Source organism: Natrialba magadii ATCC 43099 (genome assembly GCF_000025625.1).
GTDB lineage: Archaea > Halobacteriota > Halobacteria > Halobacteriales > Natrialbaceae > Natrialba > Natrialba magadii.
Map to the genome: position 1 here is coordinate 873,171 of NC_013922.1, position 19,154 is coordinate 892,324.

Genomic DNA, 19,154 nt, shown 5'->3' on the forward strand with positions numbered 1-19,154 from the left:
ACCGACCAAGGACAAACCCGCAAACGGTTGCAAGCACCCGCAACAGGGTCCACAGCGGCCGGGCGCACTACCTACCGTCTGTCGAGACGGAGGAGACCAGATGAGCGCACCAAAACGGGTCGCAGACCTTCTGACCTCCCACTCGCGACTCGTTCTCGTCGTCCTCCTCGTGCTGACCGCCCTCGTCGGCGCGGGCGTCCCAATGGTCGACGACGATTCCTCGCTCGATCAGTTCGAAACCGACTCGCCCGAAGCCGAAGCACTCGAGGACATCGACGAGCGATTCGTCGCGGAGGATCAGGAGGACACGACGACAGTGCAGTTGATCCACCGCGGTGATGGCGGTGGCGACGGCGTAGACACCAACGCAACCGCTGAAAACGTCCTCTCACAGGACTCACTCATCGAGTCACTCGAGTTCCAGCAGGAGATTCGTAACAACGAATCAATCAACGAGACGCTCGCCTACGACAGCGAAGGTGATGTCATCACTGGCGTCGAGAACGTCGTCGCGATCACGGCAATCACCACGGAGCAGGCCGCTGATCTCGAAGAGCGCGGCGCAGAACTCGAACAGCGCGAAGGTGAACTCGAGGAGACGAGCGCACAACTCGAGGCCGGCATCGACGACGCGCGCGAGATCCAGCGCGAACAGGAGCAACTGAGCGCAACGTACGACGAAGACGACCCCGAATACCAGGAAGGTGTCGCCGAACTCGAAAACGAGTACGATGCCCTGCTGGACGAGGTGACGGCCGGCCTCGACGACGAGCAGGCCGAGGAGTACGAGGAGTTCGCCGATCAGGCGCGCTTCCTCGAATCACAGCTGTTCCAGATCGAACAGCAAGCCGAGAATCCCGAGGAAGTCCCCGAGTACCAGGAGACCTCTGAGAACCTCGAAGACGTCTACACCGGTGCGACGATGGGCGTCCTCGAAGACGAGTACGAGCAACTCGAGGCGGACGGTAACCAGCTAGAGGAAGACCAGGCCGAACTCGAGGAGAGTGAGCCTGATCCAACGCTCGACGAACAGCTCGAGGCACTCGAGGAACTCGACGAGGACGAGTTCGAAGACATCCTGACGGATACCCTCTCTGATGACGACGAGAACGACGGTGCCGCACTCGCGTTCATGCCGTCGGACTACGAGCCCGGCACCGCCGAGGCGGACGCGCGGATGACGGTGCTCACGCAGGAGGCAGCGGGTGAGATGGAGATGGGCGCTGGCGACGACGCGGTGATCGACGCACAGCTCGATCTGCGCGACCTCGCAGGCGAGCACGAACACGAGTACGTCGTCTTCGGTGTCGGTGTCATCACGGACGAGATCGACCGTTCGATGGGCGACAGCCTCTCGATCGTCGGGCCGCTCGCGCTGACGTTCGTCGTCGCCGCGCTGATAATCGCCTACCGCGACCCGCTCGACATCGTCCTCGGCGTGGTCGGTATCGGCACAGTCTTGCTCTGGACGTTCGGCTTCATGGGTTGGGCCGGAATCGCGTTCAACCAGATGATGATCGCCGTCCCGGTCCTGTTGATCGGGCTCTCGATCGACTATGCGATCCACGTCTTCATGCGCCACCGCGAGCAACGCGAGGCGGTTCGGTCAGACGACACCGATCGAGAGACGGGCGACGCCGACACCGTTCGCGGTTCGATGTCCATCGCACTCGCCGGCGTCGGCGTCGCGCTCGTCTGGGTGACCGCGACGACCGCTATCGGCTTCCTCGCGAACCTCGTCAGTCCGATCGCCCCCATTCAGGAGTTCGGGGTCGTCAGCTCTGTTGGGATCGTCGCCGCGCTAATCGTCTTCGGCGGGCTGATCCCGGCCGCCAAAGTCGAACTCGACTCGGTACTCGAGTCCCGTGGCTACGACCGCCACCGGCGCGCGTTCGGGACGGGTGGCGGGCGCTTCAGTAGCGTGCTTACGCTCGGTTCGACCGCTGCGCGGCGCATTCCGCTCGTGATCCTGATCGCAGTTCTGCTGTTGACCGCAGGCGGCGTCTACGGCGCGAGCCAGGTCGACACGAGCTTCGACGAGGAGGAGTTCCTCGCAGAGAGTCCGCCGGCGTGGACCGAGAACCTGCCTGGCGGGATGAGCCCCGGTGAGTACCAGGCGGCCGACGACCTCGATTTCGTCAACGAGAACTTCCAGCGCGAGGACACGCAGGCCCAGATACTCGTGGAAGGTAATGTGACCGACGCGGAGACCGTAGAGCGCCTCGACGCCGCCGGGGAGGCAGCAGCAGAGAGTCCGGTCACGTATACGCTGGCGACCGGCGAAGCGGACGTCGAGGGGCCGCTCTCGGTGATGGAAGACACCGCAGCACAGAACGAGTCGTTCAACGAGACCTACACTGCGGCGGATACGACCGGTGACGACATCCCCGACGAAAACATCGCAGAACTGTATGACGAACTCTTCGAGGCGAACGACGCAGGCGCGAGTGAGGTCATCCACCAGACTGACGACGGCGGGTACGAGTCCGTCCGGCTGATCGTCGCCATCCAGGGCGACGCCGACTTCGGTGACGCGACCGAGGAAATGCGCGCTATCGCAGCGGGCATCGACAGCGAGGGTGCCGGTGACGAGCGAACGGTCGGAACGGCGGTCGATGGCCCCACCGACACCGACACCGACACCGACACCGACACCGACGACGAACTCGCCGTCAGCGCCATCGCGACCGGCGATCCGATCGTCAACTATCTCGTCGAACAGGATCTGCTCGATACCGTCTTACAGAGCCTGCTGATTACGCTGGTTGCCGTCTTCACGTTCCTCACGGTGGCCTACTGGCTAACCGGGAATAGCGCCAGTCTCGGTGCCGTCACTCTGCTGCCGGTCGCGTTCGCCGTCAGCTGGATTCTCGGCACGATGTATCTCATCGGGATGCCCTTCAACGTCCTGACGGGGATGATCACCAGCCTCACCATCGGGCTCGGTGTGGCCTACAGCATCCACATTAGCTCGCGCTACACGCTCGAACTCGAGCGCCAGGGCAACGTCTGGGCGGCGATGCACACGACCGTCACCGGCACCGGTGGCGCGCTGCTCGGCAGCGCGGTCACCACTGTCGGCGGCTTCGGGACGCTCGTGTTCGCCATCCTGCCCGTACTCCGCCAGTTCGGGATCATCACCGGGCTGACGATCACGTACGCGTTCCTCGCGAGCGTCGTCGTGTTGCCGACGCTCCTCGCGCTGTGGACGCGGTACTTCGGCCCGGACGTGTCGTTCGACATCGATCAGGCCCGACAGCCGACGCCGACGGCGAGCGATGGTGGACGTGCGCTGGATGGAGATGGGGATGCGAGCTCGGCTGCAGCCGTCGATGCAACTGCAGAGACTGAAACCGAAACAGACACTGACGAGACGACAACCGAAACCGAAACAGACACCGACGAGACGACAACCGAAACCGAAACAGACACCGACGAGACGACAACCGAAACCGAAACAGACGACCGAACGCCACCCGCAGGTGACGACCAATGACCAGCGACGAGAGCGCCGCCATCGACGCCTTCGAACGCCTCGGCCTCACCAGCTACGAGGCCAAGGTCTTCATCGCCCTCCAGCAACTCGGTTCCGGCACGGCCCGGGACGTCGCCCGAACGACCGATGTCCCGCGCTCACAGGTCTACAGCGTCGCCGAGAGCTTGGAGGAACGTGGTCTCCTCGCTGTTCAGCAGGCGAGTCCGATCCGCTATCGCCCGGTCAGCATCGACGAAGCCCAGACGACCCTCCAGAACCGTTTCGAGCGCGAACAGGAACGCGCGTTCGAGTACGTCGAGCAGGTCAAACGCGACTCCGCCGAGGAGGAAACCCAGGAGGACATCTGGACGGTTCGCGGCCGCGAACGCGTCGATGACCGCGTCGTCGATCTGGTCTCGAACGCCGACGACCGGGTCCTGTTCGGCACTCGACTCCCCGACCTCGTCACCCCCGCGCTGGGCGACGCACTCGAGAGCAGTGCCGCGGTCGGCGTCGCCGTCACCGTCGTCAGCCGTGACGAGGGCGTCCGAGACAGACTCGGCTCCCTCGAGGGAGTCACGACGGATCTCCCGCCGACACACCGCGAGGACGACGAGCGGTCGGGACGAATCCTCATCGTCGACGACGACGCGTTGTTGCTGAGCGTCGTCGACGACAGCGGCGGCGAAACCGCGATCTGGAGTTCAGGCTCGCTGTTCGCGTCCGTGCTGATTCAGCTGATCGAGGCGAGTGAGGAGCTTCGCTGACGGGCCGCAAACACCAGAATCATCTCAGCGGTGGCGACGGCGACCACGACCACGACCACGACCACGAACCTGCCGAATCACTCGCACATTGTTCCCCACCGCAGCCACACCGACCACCGTAATCGCCAGCGGCACGAGCAGGTCGACTCGAGTACCCGGCGCGAACCGAGCCATCGCCACCGCGCCGAGGTAGAACGCCGCGAACAGCACGATCTTGAACAGCCCGAAGCGGACGACCCCCCACGCCGACGGTGGCTCACCGAGTAGCTGCCGTGCGAACGGCATTCCTTCCTCGATCTGGGTGTGTCTGAGGCCGACCGCGGTCGTCACGAGGTCGCCGATACCATAGGTAAGCACGGCGGCAAGCCAGAGCGTCGAACTGAGGGGCATGGCACGTGGCGGGGGGTGAGGGGTGAGAGGTGAGGGGTGAGGGGTGAGGGGTGAGTACTCGAACTGCGGGCTACTCGAGTCGGTATCGTAACAGCGCCGCAATGCCACCGAGGTTCGAGAGCTGTTGGCCAGGCGGGAACTCACTCGAGAAGACGGTGACCTCGCCGCCTTTCTGTTCGGCCGTGCGCACGACCTGGTCGACGTCGATGGCCCACTCGCCGTCGGGGCCGCGCTCCTTGCGCAGGCGGTCGTCGAGGATGAGCAGGCGCTCGATCGCGCCGAACTCGGCGGCCTGCTGGACCTCCTCGGGGCCATACGCTGCCTTCGCACCCTGTGCGATGCGTTCGGTGAGTTCGTCGATGTACTCGGCCTCGCTCTCGATGCGCGTCTCCTGTTGGACGTCTGCGACGGCACCGCGCTTCAGGACTTCGTGGACGCCCCGGTCACCGACGCTCGCCGTGTCGACCATCGTGATCTTCTCGGCGACTTCGGGCTCGTTGTCCTCGAGGTACGATCTGGCGTCCTGTTTCGTAAAGCCCGGTCCGGCGAGGATGATCGCGTCCGCGTCCTGTCGCCTGAGTACGTCGCCGAGTTCGGCGAACAGCTCTGAGCGTTCGCGGGCGTACTCCCCCTTTCCGGTGGGGCCGGTGATCGTGGCTCGTTCCTCGGTGCCGTACTGGGCGACCGTGTGCACGTGGGCCTGTCCTTCCTCGACGGTGGCGATGGCGACATCCGGGTTCTCGGTTGCCTCCTCGGCTTCCTCGAGACGGGCTTCCTGGTCGGGTTTGAAGCGCTTCTCGATCGAGAGCTCTTCGCGTTCCTCGACGTTCAGGGTGTGGTGAAAGCCGAGTTGGTCCTCGCGCGAACAGGCGACGATCTCGCCGCCGACGCGCAGTCGGTTCGCGAACTTGTGGAACTCGATGTCCTCGACGGCGATGGCGACCCACATGTGCTCGCGTTCGCCACCGGTATCTCGCATCTGATCGTCGTTACGCTGGATCCGTCGGGTCGTATCGCCGGCAACGCGGTCGCCGGGCTCTAGCACGTACTGGAGGTGCCAGAGGTCGTCGACGCTCTCGGGGACGACGGTAACCCGCTCGCGTCCGCCGTCGAGCGGTTCCCGGTCTTTGATTTGCATACGGTGCTGTTCTCGGGGTCACGGTAAGTGCGTGACGGATCGGCCGGTGCAACGATAGTCACGCACCGTCCAGGAGAGAAATCGGTGACAGGAACTATCTCACCCGAGTCGGTCGGTTCGGTGTAGAGTGGACAAATGTCGGAGTGGTTGCGTCCAACAGGGTTAGGAAGCGCCGTTATTACTTCTGTAGGCCTATCTCCCGTATGAGTACGGAATATACGACTCGACTCGAAGACTTTGGTACTCGATCGCTGCTGACACACGCCATTATGGCTGTGGCGTTCGTGGGCGCGATTTTGGGCGGACTGTTCGTCGATGGACAACTCGGGCTCGTCGCGTTCGTTTCACTCCTTGGCTTTGCCGCCGGTGCATGGGTCGTGCAGTCGATTCACTCGCTCGGAAACGCCAGAACTGACGATACCTATACTGGGATTCTGTCAGTGTTGCTCGATACGACCGGCGAGCGGACCTACCGTGGTCTCGATACGGGGAGACTCGCCCGACTACTTACACTCATCGCAGCCGTTACCGCTGTCTCGCTGCTGACTGCCGGACAGGTCCTGACCGGCATGCTGGCTTCGATCGGTATCGTCGCAATCGGCAGTGTCGCACTGATCACTGCGATGGTTGGTTTTCTGATCGCGCTCGGATCGTCCTACGACGCGTCCGAACGAAAGCTGGCTATGGAAATCGACCAAAACCGCGATGAGGGGGGCGCAGAATCATTCGACGACCTGTCCGACACTGAGGACTCCGTCCAGTAAGCAGTCGTTCGGTGAGTGGATAGCGGGCGTCTCCGGTATCCACACCGTTCCGCATGACGCACTCAGGCGTGAGCCAGATAGTTTTCCGAACACCAGACCCACTCGTTCTCCGATGGAACGTACAGCCCCCACCAGGTGATGTCATCACACTCCTCGGGGCCGTTCATCACCTCGGCCTGGGTTCCCTCGGGCAGCGTCAACACGACATCGTCGTTGAGACACGGCTGTTCGCGCCCGTTCAGATCCGTCGTCGTGACGACCTGGTCGCCGTCCTGGAACTCGTCGCCGCCACCACCACCGCCACCGCCACCGTCCTCCTCTTTCACCAGACTCTCGAAGTGATCCATATCCCAGTCCGGATACGGACAGGTACGACCACCGTGGTGGAAGCTACTGCAGTCGCCATCCGGCACGTGCGTGTGGCCGATGATCCCTCCCGACTCGTTCTGGATGCAGGTGTTGCTCGTATAGAACTCGAGTGGGATGTCGTGCATGTCCGCAATGCAGCGTACGAGTTCGGCGGAAGACTCGTAGCAGGCGTCGGAGATGCCGTTGTCGTCGAACCACTCGTGTTCGATACCGATTGAGCGATGATTCGCGATGGATCGGGCGTGCCAGGCCGCGCGGTCGTGGTGAACCAGCTGGTCGACGTGACCTGCCTCGGGGCCGTCGGTCCAGTCGTAGTTCTTCACGAGGTAGTGAGAACTGACGCCCGAGTCCGAACTGGTGAGGGTGTTGAGCGCGCCCTGATATGCGCCGGCAGTGACGTGGATGACAATCCAGTCGATGCTATGGTCGCGCGCGCTGTGGTTCGCCGCCTCGACCCAGCGGTCCGCGGCGTCGCACTCGGTGTGTGAGGCTGCTGTCCGATCTACCTGGGTTCCGAGTATCGTCCCGGTCCCGGCGGCAACACCGGTCGCCTGGAGAAACGATCGCCGCTTCCAGTTGCTATGGCTGGTCGTCTCTCGGTCGTCGGTACTCGAGTGCTGTTCGCCGTCCGGATCGTGTGTGGTGCAATCAAGGCACATAGAAAGACTATCACACAACACAGATACTAATAACTATTGGATATTTGGGTGTCGAATTTCGGTTACGGCCGCTAGCACAGGTAGCGAAACAGAAGTCGAAAGTCGGAGGGAAGGTCGCCAGTGCGTGCAGACACCTCCATACGCTCCGGCTGATCGAACAGGTCACCGGCACAGTCGGAGATAGAGCGTGGGCACACCAGAACTGACCAGAACTGACTGGAACAACCGCATCAGAAACAGTCTCGACGACAGTTCAGGGCCGTCTTGTGTCGCTGTGTCTCGAGCGGACGGCAGAGCGGTCTATTCCTCTGCAATCCGGCTCCCGCCCGGCGGCATGAAGTGCTGAATACGGTCAGGGCTGGCGATCTTCCGCACGAACGTCTCGTCTTCGAAGCGGTCACGGAAGCGACGGTACAGTCGTTTGGCCGCGTCGGCCTGCGCGTACCGACCCGGCTCGAGTTCGATCGTCGTCTCCGCGGTGCCCTCGATGGCCGACGGCGGGCCGCCGATGACGCGAGTGTAGGGCTCACACTGGATGCCGACTGCGGCACCGACGGGGGTGTCGCGGTAGTAGGTTCGGTCGCCGCGGATGGCGAACCCGCCTTTCTCCAGGTACTCGCCGCTCTCCGGTGTCTTGGTCACCTGATCGGAGTCGACAGCGTAGACGTCACCCGCATAGCGGCCGTCCTTCCAGACCGAGGAGTACGAGACTGCGAACTGTGCGGCCTCCTCGATGCTCGACTCCGGCAGTTCGATGTCCGAAGAGGAGGCCTCGCTCGGATCGGTCGCCTTCAGCACCGTGACCGGACCGCCGTGTGCCTGAGTGTGAAGTACCTTGTCGCCGGGTTCGAGATACTTCTTCACCAGTTCCTCGTTCTGGTCTGCGTCCCGGCCGCCGATCACGAGGTAGCCGTCGCTGGTGTGGAACCAGCGGAACCGGTCGAACCAGGGCTCGTTCTCTCGAATCGGAATGGAGGACTCGGCGAGCCAGTCGCGGTCGTCGTCCTCGTCGTCTTCGTCCTCGTCGCCCGCGCCCGGTTTGCCGTCCTGTTCTTCCCACTCGTCGCGGCGCCGCTTCGCATCTTTCAGGTCCTCTCTGGTGTCTTCGATAGCCGCGAGCGCACCCTCTTTTTTCTCCGCGACGCGTTTCGCCTCGGTGTAGAGGCGGTCCGCGTTCTGCTCGACGCCGTCGTGTGCGACGAGTTCGATGTACTCGCCGTCGACGTCGACGGTGACGATTCCCTCGCTGCCGTCGACGTCGATGACTGCCTCGGCGGCTTCGATGCCCTGCTCGGCACCGTCCTCGAATCGCGCCTCGATTTCGTCCCAGGGCCGGTCCTGCGCGCGAGCCTCCTGTATCGTCGAGAGGATGTCGTCGACGAGGCCGTAGTTGGCGTAGAGCAACTCGGCGTTCTCGCGCAGGTTCTCGGCCTCCTGCTCGAAGCCTTCGATCGCACCCTGCTGTTGCTCGATGATCCGCTCGTGTTTGGCGATCTCTTCCCCGAAATCGGGGCGCTGGCTCGTCGGATCCGGCTCCTCCTCGTCTTCCAGTTCGAGGTGGAAGAAGTAGTCGTCGAGCGCGTCGAGGAAGGTGTCGTACGGCTCGCCGTCGAAGCCGGCTTCGTCGTGCTCCTCGAGTGGGAACGGCGTGACGTCGACGACGCGGCCGGTGTCGCCATCGTCGTTGGCGCGGTCCTCGTTGTTGTCGTCGTCCGCACTCTCGCTTTCGTCCGCCGACTCCCGATACAGTCGCGAATTGAAGTTCCCGTTCCGGATATCCAATGCGAGCCGTTCGATCGCCTCGTAGAGCCTGTCGTAGGTCTCCTCGTCGGCGTCGCCGATATCCATCGCCTTCTCGACGCCAGCGCGGGTACAGATCTCCTCGGCGTACAGCCCACCGAAGTTGAGCTGTGTCGCGAGGGTTCGCACCACGTCCGTATCCGACTCCTCCATCTCGTGAGCGAAGACCTCTCGGGAGACCGTCAGCGGATTCGTCCGCGTGTCCGGGAACTCGTATCGCGATCCCGGCACGACCGTTCGTGACTTGAGCCGCACTGTCTCCAGACAGTCGATTACCTCGTACTCGCCGTCCGTGACTGCGACGTTTCCTTGTCCGAACAGCTCGACGATAAGCCGGGTCGTCCCGTCGTCGCGCTCGAAGGTGAACTCGAGTATCCGGTCGAACTCGTACTGTTCGACGCCGGCGAAGTCCGCGCCGGAGAGTCGGTTGCGCAGCATCATCGCGAACTGTGGCGGTCGGCCGGGGGCGTCCGGCACCCGCTCTTGGGCGACCGTGTGGGCTCGTTTGACCTCGCCGACCTCGAGCAGCAGTTCGATGCGGCCGCGGTCGAAGTCGCGCATTTTGAGGCGGACGAGGTCGTCGCCGTAGCGATAGGCTTTGTCGACCTTCGCGCCCTCGTAGGTGCCGAACTCGCGGACGAGGGCGGCGAGATCGACGCTCGTCAGCTCCCGCTTTGGATCCATACAACAGAGTGCCCCGCGCGGTCAAAAAGGCGTGTCGCTCCGTGGCGGGCGTCGTCCGCTGGTTTGGTCGCCACTCGTCGCCTTCGCAGCACACGTCCGAATGCAACAACCACAGCCCTCAGACGACGCTCTGCTCGACAGTCGGAAAGGCTAATCCCGCCCGACCCACTGCATACCGGTATGAACGCTGTGAGCGAGTCGACGAACCGCACCGACGCACACGGGGGCGATCGACAGCCATGAGCGCACCACAGGACAACGCCTCCTGGCAGGCCCTCCTCGAGTTACCTCCAATTCTGGAGCGACTCGAGGACACCGGTGGTATTCCGGTGCTCGAACTGGTCGAGCAGCTTTCAGAACAACACGACCTCGGAATCGAGGCCGAGGGAATCGCCTACCACGACCGTGGAATTCGCGTTCCCGGCTACGACGCAACCTTCGTCCACGAGCCGACGGGGTCACGCGGCCGGCCCGCCTTCAGCGTCGAGGTGAACTCCGTCGGCTCACGAAACACCTGGGGCATCTTCGACAAGACCAACTCCTGGGACGTCTACCTCGTGCAGGCACCCGGTATCGCGGCGCTCGCCTGGATCAGCGACGAGGAGTACCGCGTCGAGGAGGCCGAGCAGTTCGAGACCAAACAGGATGCCGTCGCCGCTGGCCGGTTCTCGTTCGGCATCTTCCTCTACGGCGGCGACGCCTGGCAGGAACAACTCGAGTACATGCGCCGGACGAACGCGCCGGCGTACCTCCAGCGCGAGGACGGGTCGACGATGCATCCCTCGACGCAGTCTGAGTTCTTCCAGCTCGTCGATTCCTCGCCGACTGAGTTCCGAACGAGCGGCAACGCGCCCTCGTATCTGGGGCTGCTGGAGCTCGAAGTGACGATCGACTGAGAAAGAGGGACGCGCTCTCACGCACTCAGAGCCAACAACACGAGCGGGACGGTGTTGACCGCGACGTGTGCTCCCACGACCACGAAGAGGGTTCGCCGCCAGACGTAGGCCACGGTCAACAGAATGGCTGCTGGCACGAAGACGAGCATTCCGACAACCCCGTCACCGATATGGATGAGAACGAACACGGTCGCCGTCACGATCCCGGCGACCCACGTCGACGCCGTGACCGCCTCGAGTCGTTCGAGTGCGTATCCCCGGTACAGCACTTCTTCGGTGACGCCGGCGGTGGCGGCGATGAACAGCGTCCAGTACAGTTCGGTGCCCTCAGGGGGTGTTCCGTTGCCGCTGGCCGTCTCGAGTAGCCCGAACTGGCCGAGCAGCGATTGCATGACCCCAACCGAGAGCATGATGGCGAGCCAGAGCCCGACGGTAATGGCGAGGTCCCACCGGTCGGGCCGTCGAAACCCGATCGACGACAGCGAGCGGTTCTCGATCCCAACGACGAATAGACAGAGTCCCACAGCGAGAACCCACTTGTAGACAGCCACGTCGACGCCGGAGAGCGACCAGCCGGTCACAGTCTCGAACGGAATCGTCAGAAGGAGCCCGAAAAGCGCCAGCACGATGGCAACGAGCGTGAGACGGGAGTGTTCGTGCGTGGCAATCGAACGCATGGGGTAGCCAACTGAACGATACACCTTAGGTGTTCTGACTGATGGCTCCTTTGACAGATGGCGCAACAAACGGACGATTTCCGGATGTCTCCCGAGCCGCGACGCAGAACCGACTCAAAGCCGAACCAGAACGACCGTCAAAATCAGAACCGCGCCACCGACCTCACAGCTCCCATCCTTCCTGCGTGTATGCCATCTCCCAGAACCGGTACTCGAGTTTCGCGCTCGTCAGGAACGCCTCGCGCATCGCGTCGTGCTCACCTGGGTAGCGCTCGCCGCAGTCGTCGACAAAGTCGCGACACCACGCTGTGGCGTCGCGGAACTCGTCGCTCGTGTACATCTCGATGAAGGGAGTGTACTGGTGCTCTTCGGTGGCGAGGTCGGCCATGTGCTCGCCGACGTCGAGGTAGCCCTGCATGCACGGGTAGAGCGCACCCGCAATTTCGGCGAGCGAGCCCTCGTGGGCCGTTCGAACGAGGAAACTTGTGTAGGCGATGCAGGTCGGTGCTTTCTCGGTGGACTCGAGTTCGGCCTGTGAAATGCCGTAGTCCGCGGCGAACTCGCGGTGGAGATCCATCTCGTAGTCGAGCACCTCGTGAGCGACGCCGAGCAGGTGAGTCATCGTCGCCTCGTCGCGTGCCTTCGCGCCAGCGATGGAGAACAGGCGCGCGTAGTCGAGCAGGTACCGGTAGTCCTGTTTCACCCAGTGCTTGAAGGCAGCCTCGTCGAGCGTGCCGGCGGCGAGTTCGGTGACGAACGGGTGGCTCTTCTGTGCGTCCCAGATGTGGGTCCCTTCCTCGAGAAGCTGGTCACTGAATGCCATACGCTATCGACGGCGCTGCACAGTAATATAAGCTAGTGCTATAATCTGCTTATACTCGAGAACGCCAGGGACGCCTTTCCCGACCGTCGGTGAACGGCTGGTATGGTTTCGCTCGCGGAGGTCGTCCTCGTCGCCGCCGTCGCGGGCGGGGTGACGGGACTCGGTGCGCTCCCGCTCTTTCTCACCGACCGCATCAGCCACCGCGTCTACGACGGTGCACTCGGACTCGCTGCTGGGATCATGGTCGTCGCGGTCGTCTTCGCGCTCATCGTGCCCGGACTCGAGTTGGGTTCGCCACTCGAGGTCGTCGCTGGCGTGCTCGCGGGCGGTGCGGTCTTGCTGATCGGGAACGCGGTGTTGCCCCATCTTCACCTCCGGTTCCGGGCGGATCGGGTCGAGGGGACGGCAATCGTCGAGCCGTCGGTCGATCCCGTTGGTGAGGCTGGTGCGAATGGAATCCATGGCATCGAAGCCGACAGCGACGACAACAGCGACAGAACTGGCGACGACGACACAGTCGGCGACGACCTCCGTCGCGCCACCCTCGTCGGCAGCGCCGTCACGATCCACAACGTGCCCGAGAGGTTCGCGGTCGGCATCGCGTTCGCCAGCGGCGAGTCCGCGGTCGGGTTCGCCATTGCGACCGCGATTGCCGTCCAGAACGTCCCCGACGGGTTCGCGATGGCCGTTCCCGCTGTCCGGGCGGGCGTCTCCCGGCAGAAAACGCTGGTCTATACGACCCTCTCCGGCGGTGTCCCGGAGCCGCTCGCCGCGGCGGCCGGCTTCGCACTCGTCACCGTGGTCACCGGGCTCTTACCGGTGGCCGCCGGCTTCGCCGCGGGCGCGATGATCGCCGTCGTCTTCCGCGAACTCGTCCCCTCGAGTCACGGCCACGGCTACGCCGACACCGCGACGGCAGCGTTCATCCTCGGCTTCGCGCTGATGTTGGTCGTGGATACGGTGCTCGCAGTGTGACGGGGCGGGTCCGAAGCGAAGTTGGAGCTGCCACGCCGGGCGTTGTCGTATTCAGGCCGGTCCTTGTTTGGAACCGCCTTCCTGCTGTTCCCGGAGCAATGCTATAGTAACAACTGCAACTAGTTACACACTGATCGCCGAGCAGGCTGGCGATCAGGTGTGTATTGACTTGCAGTGGCTACTATAGCCGACTGCGACCGTGACGACACTCGAGTCGGTCGGCAACCAACTCGGATTTTGAGCTGGCTGGAATCGACTACTGGATGCTCTTTGTATCTCGTCTGGAGACGACGGCAACGGTGACTTTTTTTCTCGCACCAGGGAAGTCACCGCCATGACGTTCGTTTCCGCCCTTCGGAACCGCGAGCCGCTCGTCGGCAACTGGCTCGCGCTGGGCGACCCGGCAGTTGCAGAAATGAGCGCGCAACTCGCATTCGACGCCGTCGTGATCGACATCGAACACACGCCACAGTCACTCGAGACGGTGACCGAAATGATTCGGGCGGTCGAAGCGGCGGGTGGCGCTCCCGAATCACCAGCCGCCGACACCGGTTCGATCGTCCGCGTCTCCGAGAACGACCCCACCGAAATCAAGCGCGTACTGGATGCCGGTGCTGACGGCGTCATGGCACCGATGGTCGACACCGCGGCCGAGGCGCGTGACCTCGTCGAGGCGACCCGCTATCCGCCGGAGGGCGTGCGCGGAATCGGCCTGGGCCGCGCGACGACGTACGGCGCGACGTTCCCCGAGGCCGTCCGGAATCCAGAGACAGCGCCCATCACTATTGCGCAGATCGAAACCGAAACTGGACTCGAACACATCGCCGACATCGCCGCCGTCGACGGTCTCGACGGCCTCTTCGTCGGCCCGGCGGATCTCTCGGCCGCGCTCGGTATCGTGGGGGAACTCGAGTCCGACCGATTCCTCGACGCGGTCGACCGGGTACTCGAGGCGGGCCACGCCGAAGACAAGCCGGTGGCGACGCTCGCGCTCGGTGGGGACGATGTGGAGCGCTGGCTGGATCGCGGGTTTGATTTTGTGGTAGCGGGTGTCGACGTGAGTTACGTGTGGACGGGGAGTGAGCGGGCGCTGGCGGCGTTCAAGCGCGTCGTCGACGAGCAAAGCGAGGTGTGAGCAGTAGGGTTGTCCTTCTGTGGCTGACGCCAATTGCGGACGATTGATCGCAGTGGATGTGGTGTGAGGCGTAAGTGGATTATGCGACGTGAGTGGGCTGCTACCCCACCCCAACGGAGCGAAGATCAACGATACGATTCAGTTATACCCCGCTCCGTCACCTGTCGCCTGCGTCGTTGGTATCAGTCCCACCGACAGCGTCGATGCTGCCTCCGTCTGTGGTCACGTCCGTAGGGGGCACTCGAGACGGATTCTGCGTCGACGAGCAGGACCTCTGGTGGTGCACGACAGCCACAGGGTGCTGCGGTCGCTGTCGTGGGACCGTGGATCGTCACGGTTGTCACTGACTGTCCGCAGATCGGGCAGTCGGGGAGGGGTGGTGGAGATGAGGGTGAGGGAGAGTGTGACGGCTGGTCGTCGGCTGCGTCTCCGGCGGTGTCACCGGTATCGCTCATCATTGCCTCCGAACACTGCCTGTACGGACCACCGTGGGGAAGCTAGCGGTGATACTCGAAGTGGACGATACGTCGGTCGTGCGGGATGTTTATGTCCCGGTAGAATGAACGGAATCATGGCTACAAACCCTCCCTGGGGTTTGGAAGCCACGTCTCGGGTGTCTTCAGCACCCGGGGCAGTTCGCATATGCCCGTTGTGGCTTCCGTTCTAATAGTTGACGTAAACAGACTTATATCTACTGCTAAGAAACCGATAAAGATGGGCGCACGCCACTCTCGTCAGTAGCGAGTTGAAGCAACTGGGTTACAGAACTGGGTCCAACCGATCGTTAGAGCCGCTTGCTCACGTACGGCCCGTCCTGATGATAGCCGAGCTTGTTCCGGTAGTACTCCCGCGCGCCGATACCCGAGATGACGCTAACCTTGTCGTAGCCTGCGTCGGCTGCGAGCTCCTCTGCTTGCTCCATCAGGCGGCGGCCGTAGCCCTGATGCTGGTGCTGTCCTGACTCGCCCTCCTCGCCCATCGTAACCTCAGACCCGTAGACGTGAAGTTCGCGAATGAGCGCGGTGTTCTCGAGTTCCGGTCGCACAGGATCGTGCGGAAACCGGAGTCGGCAGAAGCCGATCAGGAGGTCCTGCTCGAAGTCCTCGAAGGAAATGAAGTGTTCCGTGCCGCCGCAAGCGTCGTAGGTCATGACGTCGAGTTCGACCTCGTTCGGTTCGGCGTCGTTCATCCCGACCTCGCGACAGCGGATGCACTCGCAAGTCCAGTCGTGTTCGTCCATGCGCTTGCGCGCGAGCTGGCGGAGGTTCGACTTCCAGACGCCGGCGTCGATGAAGTCCGCCGGAATGTCGCGCTGGACCCGCTGGAGGCGCGTGTAGCGCGGAATCATGTCCTTGATTTCAGCGACCAGGTCGGCGGCTTCGTCGTTGTCGAGGGGATCGTACTCGCCCTTGTGCCACCAGTCGTACGTTGCGGTGCCGCGGACGATGAGCGTCGGGTAAATCTTCAGGTAGTCGGGCTTCCACTGCTCTTCTTCGAAGATGCGCCGGAAGTCTTCGAGACACATCTCCTTGCTCATCCCTGGCTGGCCGGGCATCATGTGGAAGCCGACCTTGAACGCCGAGTCACGGAGTCGCTGGTTGGCGTCGATCGACGCCTGCGCGCCGTGGCCGCGGTGCATCTCCCGATTGATCCGCTCGTAGGTGGTCTGGACCCCGACCTCGACTTTCGTGCCACCGAGGTCGAGCATCCGGTCGATCTGCTCGGGGTCACACCAGTCGGGCTTGGTCTCGAACGTCGTGCCGATGTTACGGACGTCTCCGGTCTCGTTCTCCGCGATCACGTCTTCGAGATATTTGAACTCGTACTCCTCGGGGTCCTCTGCGAAGCTGATGCCCTCCGCCGGCTCGGGCTCCTTGTCGACGTCGTAGTCGTTCATCGCCTCCAGGGCGCGCTTGACGAACCACTCCTGGTAGTCGTGGCTCCGGGCGGTCATCGTCCCACCCATCAGGATGAGTTCGACCTTGTCGATCGGGTGACCGATCTCCCGGAGCTGCTCGAGTCGCAGCGTCACCTGGCCGTACGGGTCGTAGTCGTTCTGGACGCCGCGGGCGGCGGCGGGTTCGTTTCCGGTGTAGCTCTGGGAGGAGGAAAACTCCGAGTCGGGGCCGCCGGGACAGTAGAGACACTTCCCGTGAGGACACCGCTCGGGCGAGGTCATGATCGCAACCGGTGAGACACCCGAGGCGGTGCGGACGGGCTTGCGCTGGAGCACCGCTTCCAGATCCTCACGGTGTTCCTGTGGCGCATAATCAAGCAGCTCCGAGTTCTTCGGCACCTTCGGCGCGGAGTGCTCCGAACAGGCCTCGAGTTTGGCCTTCTCGACCTCGTCGCGCTCGATTTCGCCCGCGAGGATCCGGTCGACGAGCGTCTCACAGACCCGTCGGAAGGCTTTCGTCTCGGTTGGATCGTCGGAATCGGGCGTCTCGGTACTCACTACAGGACGTTCATCGTGCAGCGCGAATAAGCGTGTCGGACTCGCTACTGCTTGCTCGCAGTCTCCAATCGGCGTTCACTCGTCAATCTCGTTGAACTTCGTCGAACCGCACTGACAGCCCGCCGGCCGTCCGATCAGGCGCGTCGTCCCATCCGGCCACTTCTCGGCCGCGTACGCCGTCTGACAGTCAGCACAGATGACTGCGACTTTCCGCTTTTCCGCACCCGTCTTGTTTTCCGTTTGCACCGCAACTCCCGGCGCCGATTCCACAGGTGACTCGTTCACACCCTCTTTCGTCGTACTCTCTCGCCCCGCTGAGTTTGTCTGCTCCGCATCCTGTTGCTCCGACTCGGTCGCGGATGCGGACTCCGATGGCGATCTAGATGGCACACCAAAAGAAGTGGTCCGAACGGACATCCGACTCACCCTTTGAACGTGAGTCCCTTTATGACAGTCGGCTGGCTCTCGGTGCGGTTACGTCCCGTTTGTCAGGATAGGGAAGGACAGGAAAGGACAGGACTGACTCACGAAAACACGAAAACTGCCATCACCGTTCTCCACCCTGCTCTCCTATAGTAACAACTGCAACTAGTTACACACTGATCGCCGAGCAGGCTGGCGATCAAGTGTGCAGTGACTTGCAGTGGCTACTATATTGGCCTCACCCATCGCTCTCGCCGGACGCTGTCTCAGCACGCTCACTCGAGACGACCAGCGTATTCTGCGTGAGATTCGCCGTCGCTCGGCGCAATCGTTGTGAGACCGCGTTCGTCGAGATGCCGAGTTCGTCAGCCAGATCGCTAATCTGTGCGTTGCGGGGGATGGCGAAGTAGCCCAACTCGAGTCCGACGACGAGCGCCTCCCGTTGTTCGGTGGTGAGTTCGTACTCACGTTCTCTCGGGGCGGTGCCGTCGTAGATGCGCTGGAGTTCGAAGGTGTACTCTTTCTCCTGAAAGTAGCGCTGGAACCCCTTGACTGCGGTCTGGCTCACGAATTTGAGTTTGAGAAACCAGCGGCCATCGGTCGCCTGCGCCTCCTGTATGATCCCGTGTTGATTGACGATCTCGTCGACCAGTTGCTGTACCGGTTCGGTCCAGTGGACGTTGAGGTAGGCGATGTCTTCTTTCTGGTCGAGGAGTTCGAATTCCTCGATGCTCGAGTCGGACTCGAGTGCAGCAGCCATCGCGTCGATGTCACAGTCAGAGACCCACAGGAAGGGCATGATCCACTCCCGGCTGTGGGTGGCGAGTCGTTCGACCTCGATGGTTGCCTCGCCGATGCGGTCGAACGTGTCTCCGAGAGCGAATGCGTCGGCGGGAAGCGTGAACTCGGCGATGACGCTCATAGGGGACAAAACAGCCGACCGAGGATAAGTTGGCGGGGTGGCTGTCAACGGCGTGGCTAGTCGGTAACCAGCTGGTACAGTACTCGGATGAGTCGGTAGCCTGGATGAGAAATCCCGTCTGCGGCGTTCCTGAACTGGCCGTTACGTCGCTTACGTCCGCTCGCGTTCGCGCTCCCACTCCGATCCACGGTCTCCGTCATCACTGTCGACACGCCGCTGTCGCTCCTCGTTCACTCGGTTCCTATCCCGACTCGGCTCACGCTGCCACCGATCCGCCGCTTCGATTGTTTCCGTCTCGAGTAGCCGCTCGAGTTTCGCCTCGAACTGGGCGTCGGTGAGTTTGCCGGCGGCGTATCGCTGGCGGAGTGTCTCGAGTGCGTCGCTGGCCGAGTCGTCGCTGGCGGTGTCGCCGCTGGCGGTCGTGGTCGTGTGGGTGTGGGTGTGTGGCTCGGAGTGGCGAGCTGTCGAGTGCCGTGAGTGACGTGAGGTGTGGGACGATTCTGGTGCCGAGTCTGTCGTGCTATCGGCCCTCGCTGACTCCTCGGCTGTCGACTCGTCCCACCACTCTGCGCGATCATCGTCATCGCCGAACAGCAGCGCGATGATCGGAATCACGGCAATGTAGCTCACGAGCAACACGGGAAGCCACCACGACGCACCGATGAACAGTCCGAACAACCAGAGCCCGGTAAGCCCCAGCGTTACCACTTCGACGACGTGTTCTCGAAGTCGCCCGACGGCGTCGTCGGCCATAGGTTGGTGTACAGGTTATGCTCCCGGCCAGAAAGCTGTTTCTGCACTC

17 protein-coding genes are annotated in these 19,154 nt (G+C 62.9%); 6 read left to right on the top strand and 11 right to left on the bottom strand.

From position 1 onward, the window contains the following. Positions 1-100 precede the first annotated feature (100 nt). Both NMAG_RS04095 and NMAG_RS04100 read left to right on the top strand, forming a co-directional pair. Positions 101-3,496 carry an MMPL family transporter gene (locus tag NMAG_RS04095; RefSeq protein ID WP_004216633.1) on the top strand — a complete coding sequence of 1,132 codons (3,396 nt, stop codon included), beginning with the start codon at positions 101-103 and terminating at the stop codon, positions 3,494-3,496. Continuing rightward, complete coding sequence (locus NMAG_RS04100) at positions 3,493-4,242, top strand: TrmB family transcriptional regulator (protein WP_004216634.1); 750 nt, start codon at positions 3,493-3,495, stop codon at positions 4,240-4,242. Before NMAG_RS04095 ends, NMAG_RS04100 begins: the two co-directional genes overlap by 4 nt. Before the next feature lie 24 nt (positions 4,243-4,266). On the opposite strand, the gene NMAG_RS04105 is transcribed toward NMAG_RS04100, so the two are convergent. After that, on the bottom strand, positions 4,267-4,632 hold the full coding sequence (locus tag NMAG_RS04105) for a hypothetical protein (RefSeq protein ID WP_004216635.1): 366 nt from the start codon (positions 4,630-4,632) through the stop codon (positions 4,267-4,269). 70 nt (positions 4,633-4,702) lie between these two features. Continuing rightward, complete coding sequence (locus NMAG_RS04110) at positions 4,703-5,770, bottom strand: mRNA surveillance protein pelota (protein WP_004216636.1); 1,068 nt, start codon at positions 5,768-5,770, stop codon at positions 4,703-4,705. 203 nt (positions 5,771-5,973) lie between these two features. On the opposite strand from NMAG_RS04110, the gene NMAG_RS04115 reads away from it, so the two are divergent. Then, on the top strand, positions 5,974-6,534 hold the full coding sequence (locus NMAG_RS04115; RefSeq protein ID WP_012996430.1) for a hypothetical protein: 561 nt from the start codon (positions 5,974-5,976) through the stop codon (positions 6,532-6,534). 62 nt (positions 6,535-6,596) lie between these two features. Here NMAG_RS04115 and NMAG_RS04120 read toward each other — a convergent pair whose 3' ends face one another. Together NMAG_RS04120 and rqcH are read right to left on the bottom strand one after the other, a co-directional pair. Next, positions 6,597-7,562 carry a peptidoglycan recognition protein family protein gene (locus NMAG_RS04120; RefSeq protein WP_004216638.1) on the bottom strand — a complete coding sequence of 322 codons (966 nt, stop codon included), beginning with the start codon at positions 7,560-7,562 and terminating at the stop codon, positions 6,597-6,599. 300 nt (positions 7,563-7,862) lie between these two features. Next, the gene (gene rqcH, locus NMAG_RS04125; protein ID WP_004216639.1) at positions 7,863-10,046 is read right to left on the bottom strand and encodes a ribosome rescue protein RqcH; all 2,184 of its coding nucleotides are present in this window, start codon (positions 10,044-10,046) and stop codon (positions 7,863-7,865) included. A 239-nt stretch (positions 10,047-10,285) separates the two neighbouring features. Between rqcH and NMAG_RS04130 the strand changes: the two genes are divergently transcribed. Beyond that, on the top strand, positions 10,286-10,942 hold the full coding sequence (locus tag NMAG_RS04130; protein WP_004216640.1) for a hypothetical protein: 657 nt from the start codon (positions 10,286-10,288) through the stop codon (positions 10,940-10,942). A gap of 17 nt (positions 10,943-10,959) precedes the next feature. On the opposite strand, the gene NMAG_RS04135 is transcribed toward NMAG_RS04130, so the two are convergent. Together NMAG_RS04135 and tenA are read right to left on the bottom strand one after the other, a co-directional pair. Continuing rightward, positions 10,960-11,619, bottom strand: coding sequence for a CPBP family intramembrane glutamic endopeptidase (locus NMAG_RS04135; protein ID WP_004216641.1), 660 nt, complete (start codon positions 11,617-11,619; stop codon positions 10,960-10,962). 163 nt (positions 11,620-11,782) lie between these two features. Continuing rightward, positions 11,783-12,442, bottom strand: a complete 660-nt coding sequence (tenA, locus tag NMAG_RS04140; protein WP_004216642.1) for a thiaminase II — start codon at positions 12,440-12,442, stop codon at positions 11,783-11,785. Between the two features lie 102 nt (positions 12,443-12,544). On the opposite strand from tenA, the gene NMAG_RS04145 reads away from it, so the two are divergent. Then, a complete protein-coding gene (locus NMAG_RS04145; RefSeq protein WP_004216644.1) occupies positions 12,545-13,417 on the top strand; it encodes a ZIP family metal transporter in 873 nt (290 codons plus the stop codon). A 334-nt stretch (positions 13,418-13,751) separates the two neighbouring features. Then, the gene (locus tag NMAG_RS04150) at positions 13,752-14,552 is read left to right on the top strand and encodes an HpcH/HpaI aldolase family protein (RefSeq protein ID WP_004216645.1); all 801 of its coding nucleotides are present in this window, start codon (positions 13,752-13,754) and stop codon (positions 14,550-14,552) included. A 182-nt stretch (positions 14,553-14,734) separates the two neighbouring features. On the opposite strand, the gene NMAG_RS20830 is transcribed toward NMAG_RS04150, so the two are convergent. The 5 genes from NMAG_RS20830 to NMAG_RS04170 form a co-directional block, all read right to left on the bottom strand. Then, the gene (locus tag NMAG_RS20830) at positions 14,735-15,007 is read right to left on the bottom strand and encodes a hypothetical protein (protein ID WP_237076816.1); all 273 of its coding nucleotides are present in this window, start codon (positions 15,005-15,007) and stop codon (positions 14,735-14,737) included. Positions 15,008-15,336: 329 nt separating this feature from the next. Further along, on the bottom strand, positions 15,337-17,007 hold the full coding sequence (locus tag NMAG_RS04155; RefSeq protein ID WP_004216646.1) for a tRNA uridine(34) 5-carboxymethylaminomethyl modification radical SAM/GNAT enzyme Elp3: 1,671 nt from the start codon (positions 17,005-17,007) through the stop codon (positions 15,337-15,339). Positions 17,008-17,082: 75 nt separating this feature from the next. Further along, complete coding sequence (locus NMAG_RS21495; RefSeq protein ID WP_335331775.1) at positions 17,083-17,253, bottom strand: hypothetical protein; 171 nt, start codon at positions 17,251-17,253, stop codon at positions 17,083-17,085. A gap of 415 nt (positions 17,254-17,668) precedes the next feature. Then, on the bottom strand, positions 17,669-18,352 hold the full coding sequence (locus NMAG_RS04165; protein WP_004216649.1) for a helix-turn-helix domain-containing protein: 684 nt from the start codon (positions 18,350-18,352) through the stop codon (positions 17,669-17,671). Positions 18,353-18,502: 150 nt separating this feature from the next. Then, positions 18,503-19,105, bottom strand: coding sequence for an SHOCT domain-containing protein (locus NMAG_RS04170; RefSeq protein ID WP_004216650.1), 603 nt, complete (start codon positions 19,103-19,105; stop codon positions 18,503-18,505). Positions 19,106-19,154 lie beyond the last annotated feature (49 nt).

What these genes read in the sequence shown, in the direction of transcription:
- NMAG_RS04095 (WP_004216633.1), top strand. Translation starts at nt 101, where the DNA reads ATGAGCGCACCAAAACGGGTCGCAGACCTTCTGACCTCCCACTCGCGA.
- NMAG_RS04165 (WP_004216649.1), bottom strand. Translation starts at nt 18,352, where the DNA reads ATGAGCGTCATCGCCGAGTTCACGCTTCCCGCCGACGCATTCGCTCTC.
- NMAG_RS20830 (WP_237076816.1), bottom strand. Translation starts at nt 15,007, where the DNA reads ATGAGCGATACCGGTGACACCGCCGGAGACGCAGCCGACGACCAGCCG.
- NMAG_RS04115 (WP_012996430.1), top strand. Translation starts at nt 5,974, where the DNA reads ATGAGTACGGAATATACGACTCGACTCGAAGACTTTGGTACTCGATCG.
- NMAG_RS04130 (WP_004216640.1), top strand. Translation starts at nt 10,286, where the DNA reads ATGAGCGCACCACAGGACAACGCCTCCTGGCAGGCCCTCCTCGAGTTA.
- tenA (WP_004216642.1), bottom strand. Translation starts at nt 12,442, where the DNA reads ATGGCATTCAGTGACCAGCTTCTCGAGGAAGGGACCCACATCTGGGAC.
- NMAG_RS04100 (WP_004216634.1), top strand. Translation starts at nt 3,493, where the DNA reads ATGACCAGCGACGAGAGCGCCGCCATCGACGCCTTCGAACGCCTCGGC.
- NMAG_RS04170 (WP_004216650.1), bottom strand. Translation starts at nt 19,105, where the DNA reads ATGGCCGACGACGCCGTCGGGCGACTTCGAGAACACGTCGTCGAAGTG.
- NMAG_RS04135 (WP_004216641.1), bottom strand. Translation starts at nt 11,619, where the DNA reads ATGCGTTCGATTGCCACGCACGAACACTCCCGTCTCACGCTCGTTGCC.
- NMAG_RS04105 (WP_004216635.1), bottom strand. Translation starts at nt 4,632, where the DNA reads ATGCCCCTCAGTTCGACGCTCTGGCTTGCCGCCGTGCTTACCTATGGT.
- rqcH (WP_004216639.1), bottom strand. Translation starts at nt 10,046, where the DNA reads ATGGATCCAAAGCGGGAGCTGACGAGCGTCGATCTCGCCGCCCTCGTC.
- NMAG_RS04110 (WP_004216636.1), bottom strand. Translation starts at nt 5,770, where the DNA reads ATGCAAATCAAAGACCGGGAACCGCTCGACGGCGGACGCGAGCGGGTT.
- NMAG_RS04145 (WP_004216644.1), top strand. Translation starts at nt 12,545, where the DNA reads ATGGTTTCGCTCGCGGAGGTCGTCCTCGTCGCCGCCGTCGCGGGCGGG.
- NMAG_RS04120 (WP_004216638.1), bottom strand. Translation starts at nt 7,562, where the DNA reads ATGTGCCTTGATTGCACCACACACGATCCGGACGGCGAACAGCACTCG.
- NMAG_RS04150 (WP_004216645.1), top strand. Translation starts at nt 13,752, where the DNA reads ATGACGTTCGTTTCCGCCCTTCGGAACCGCGAGCCGCTCGTCGGCAAC.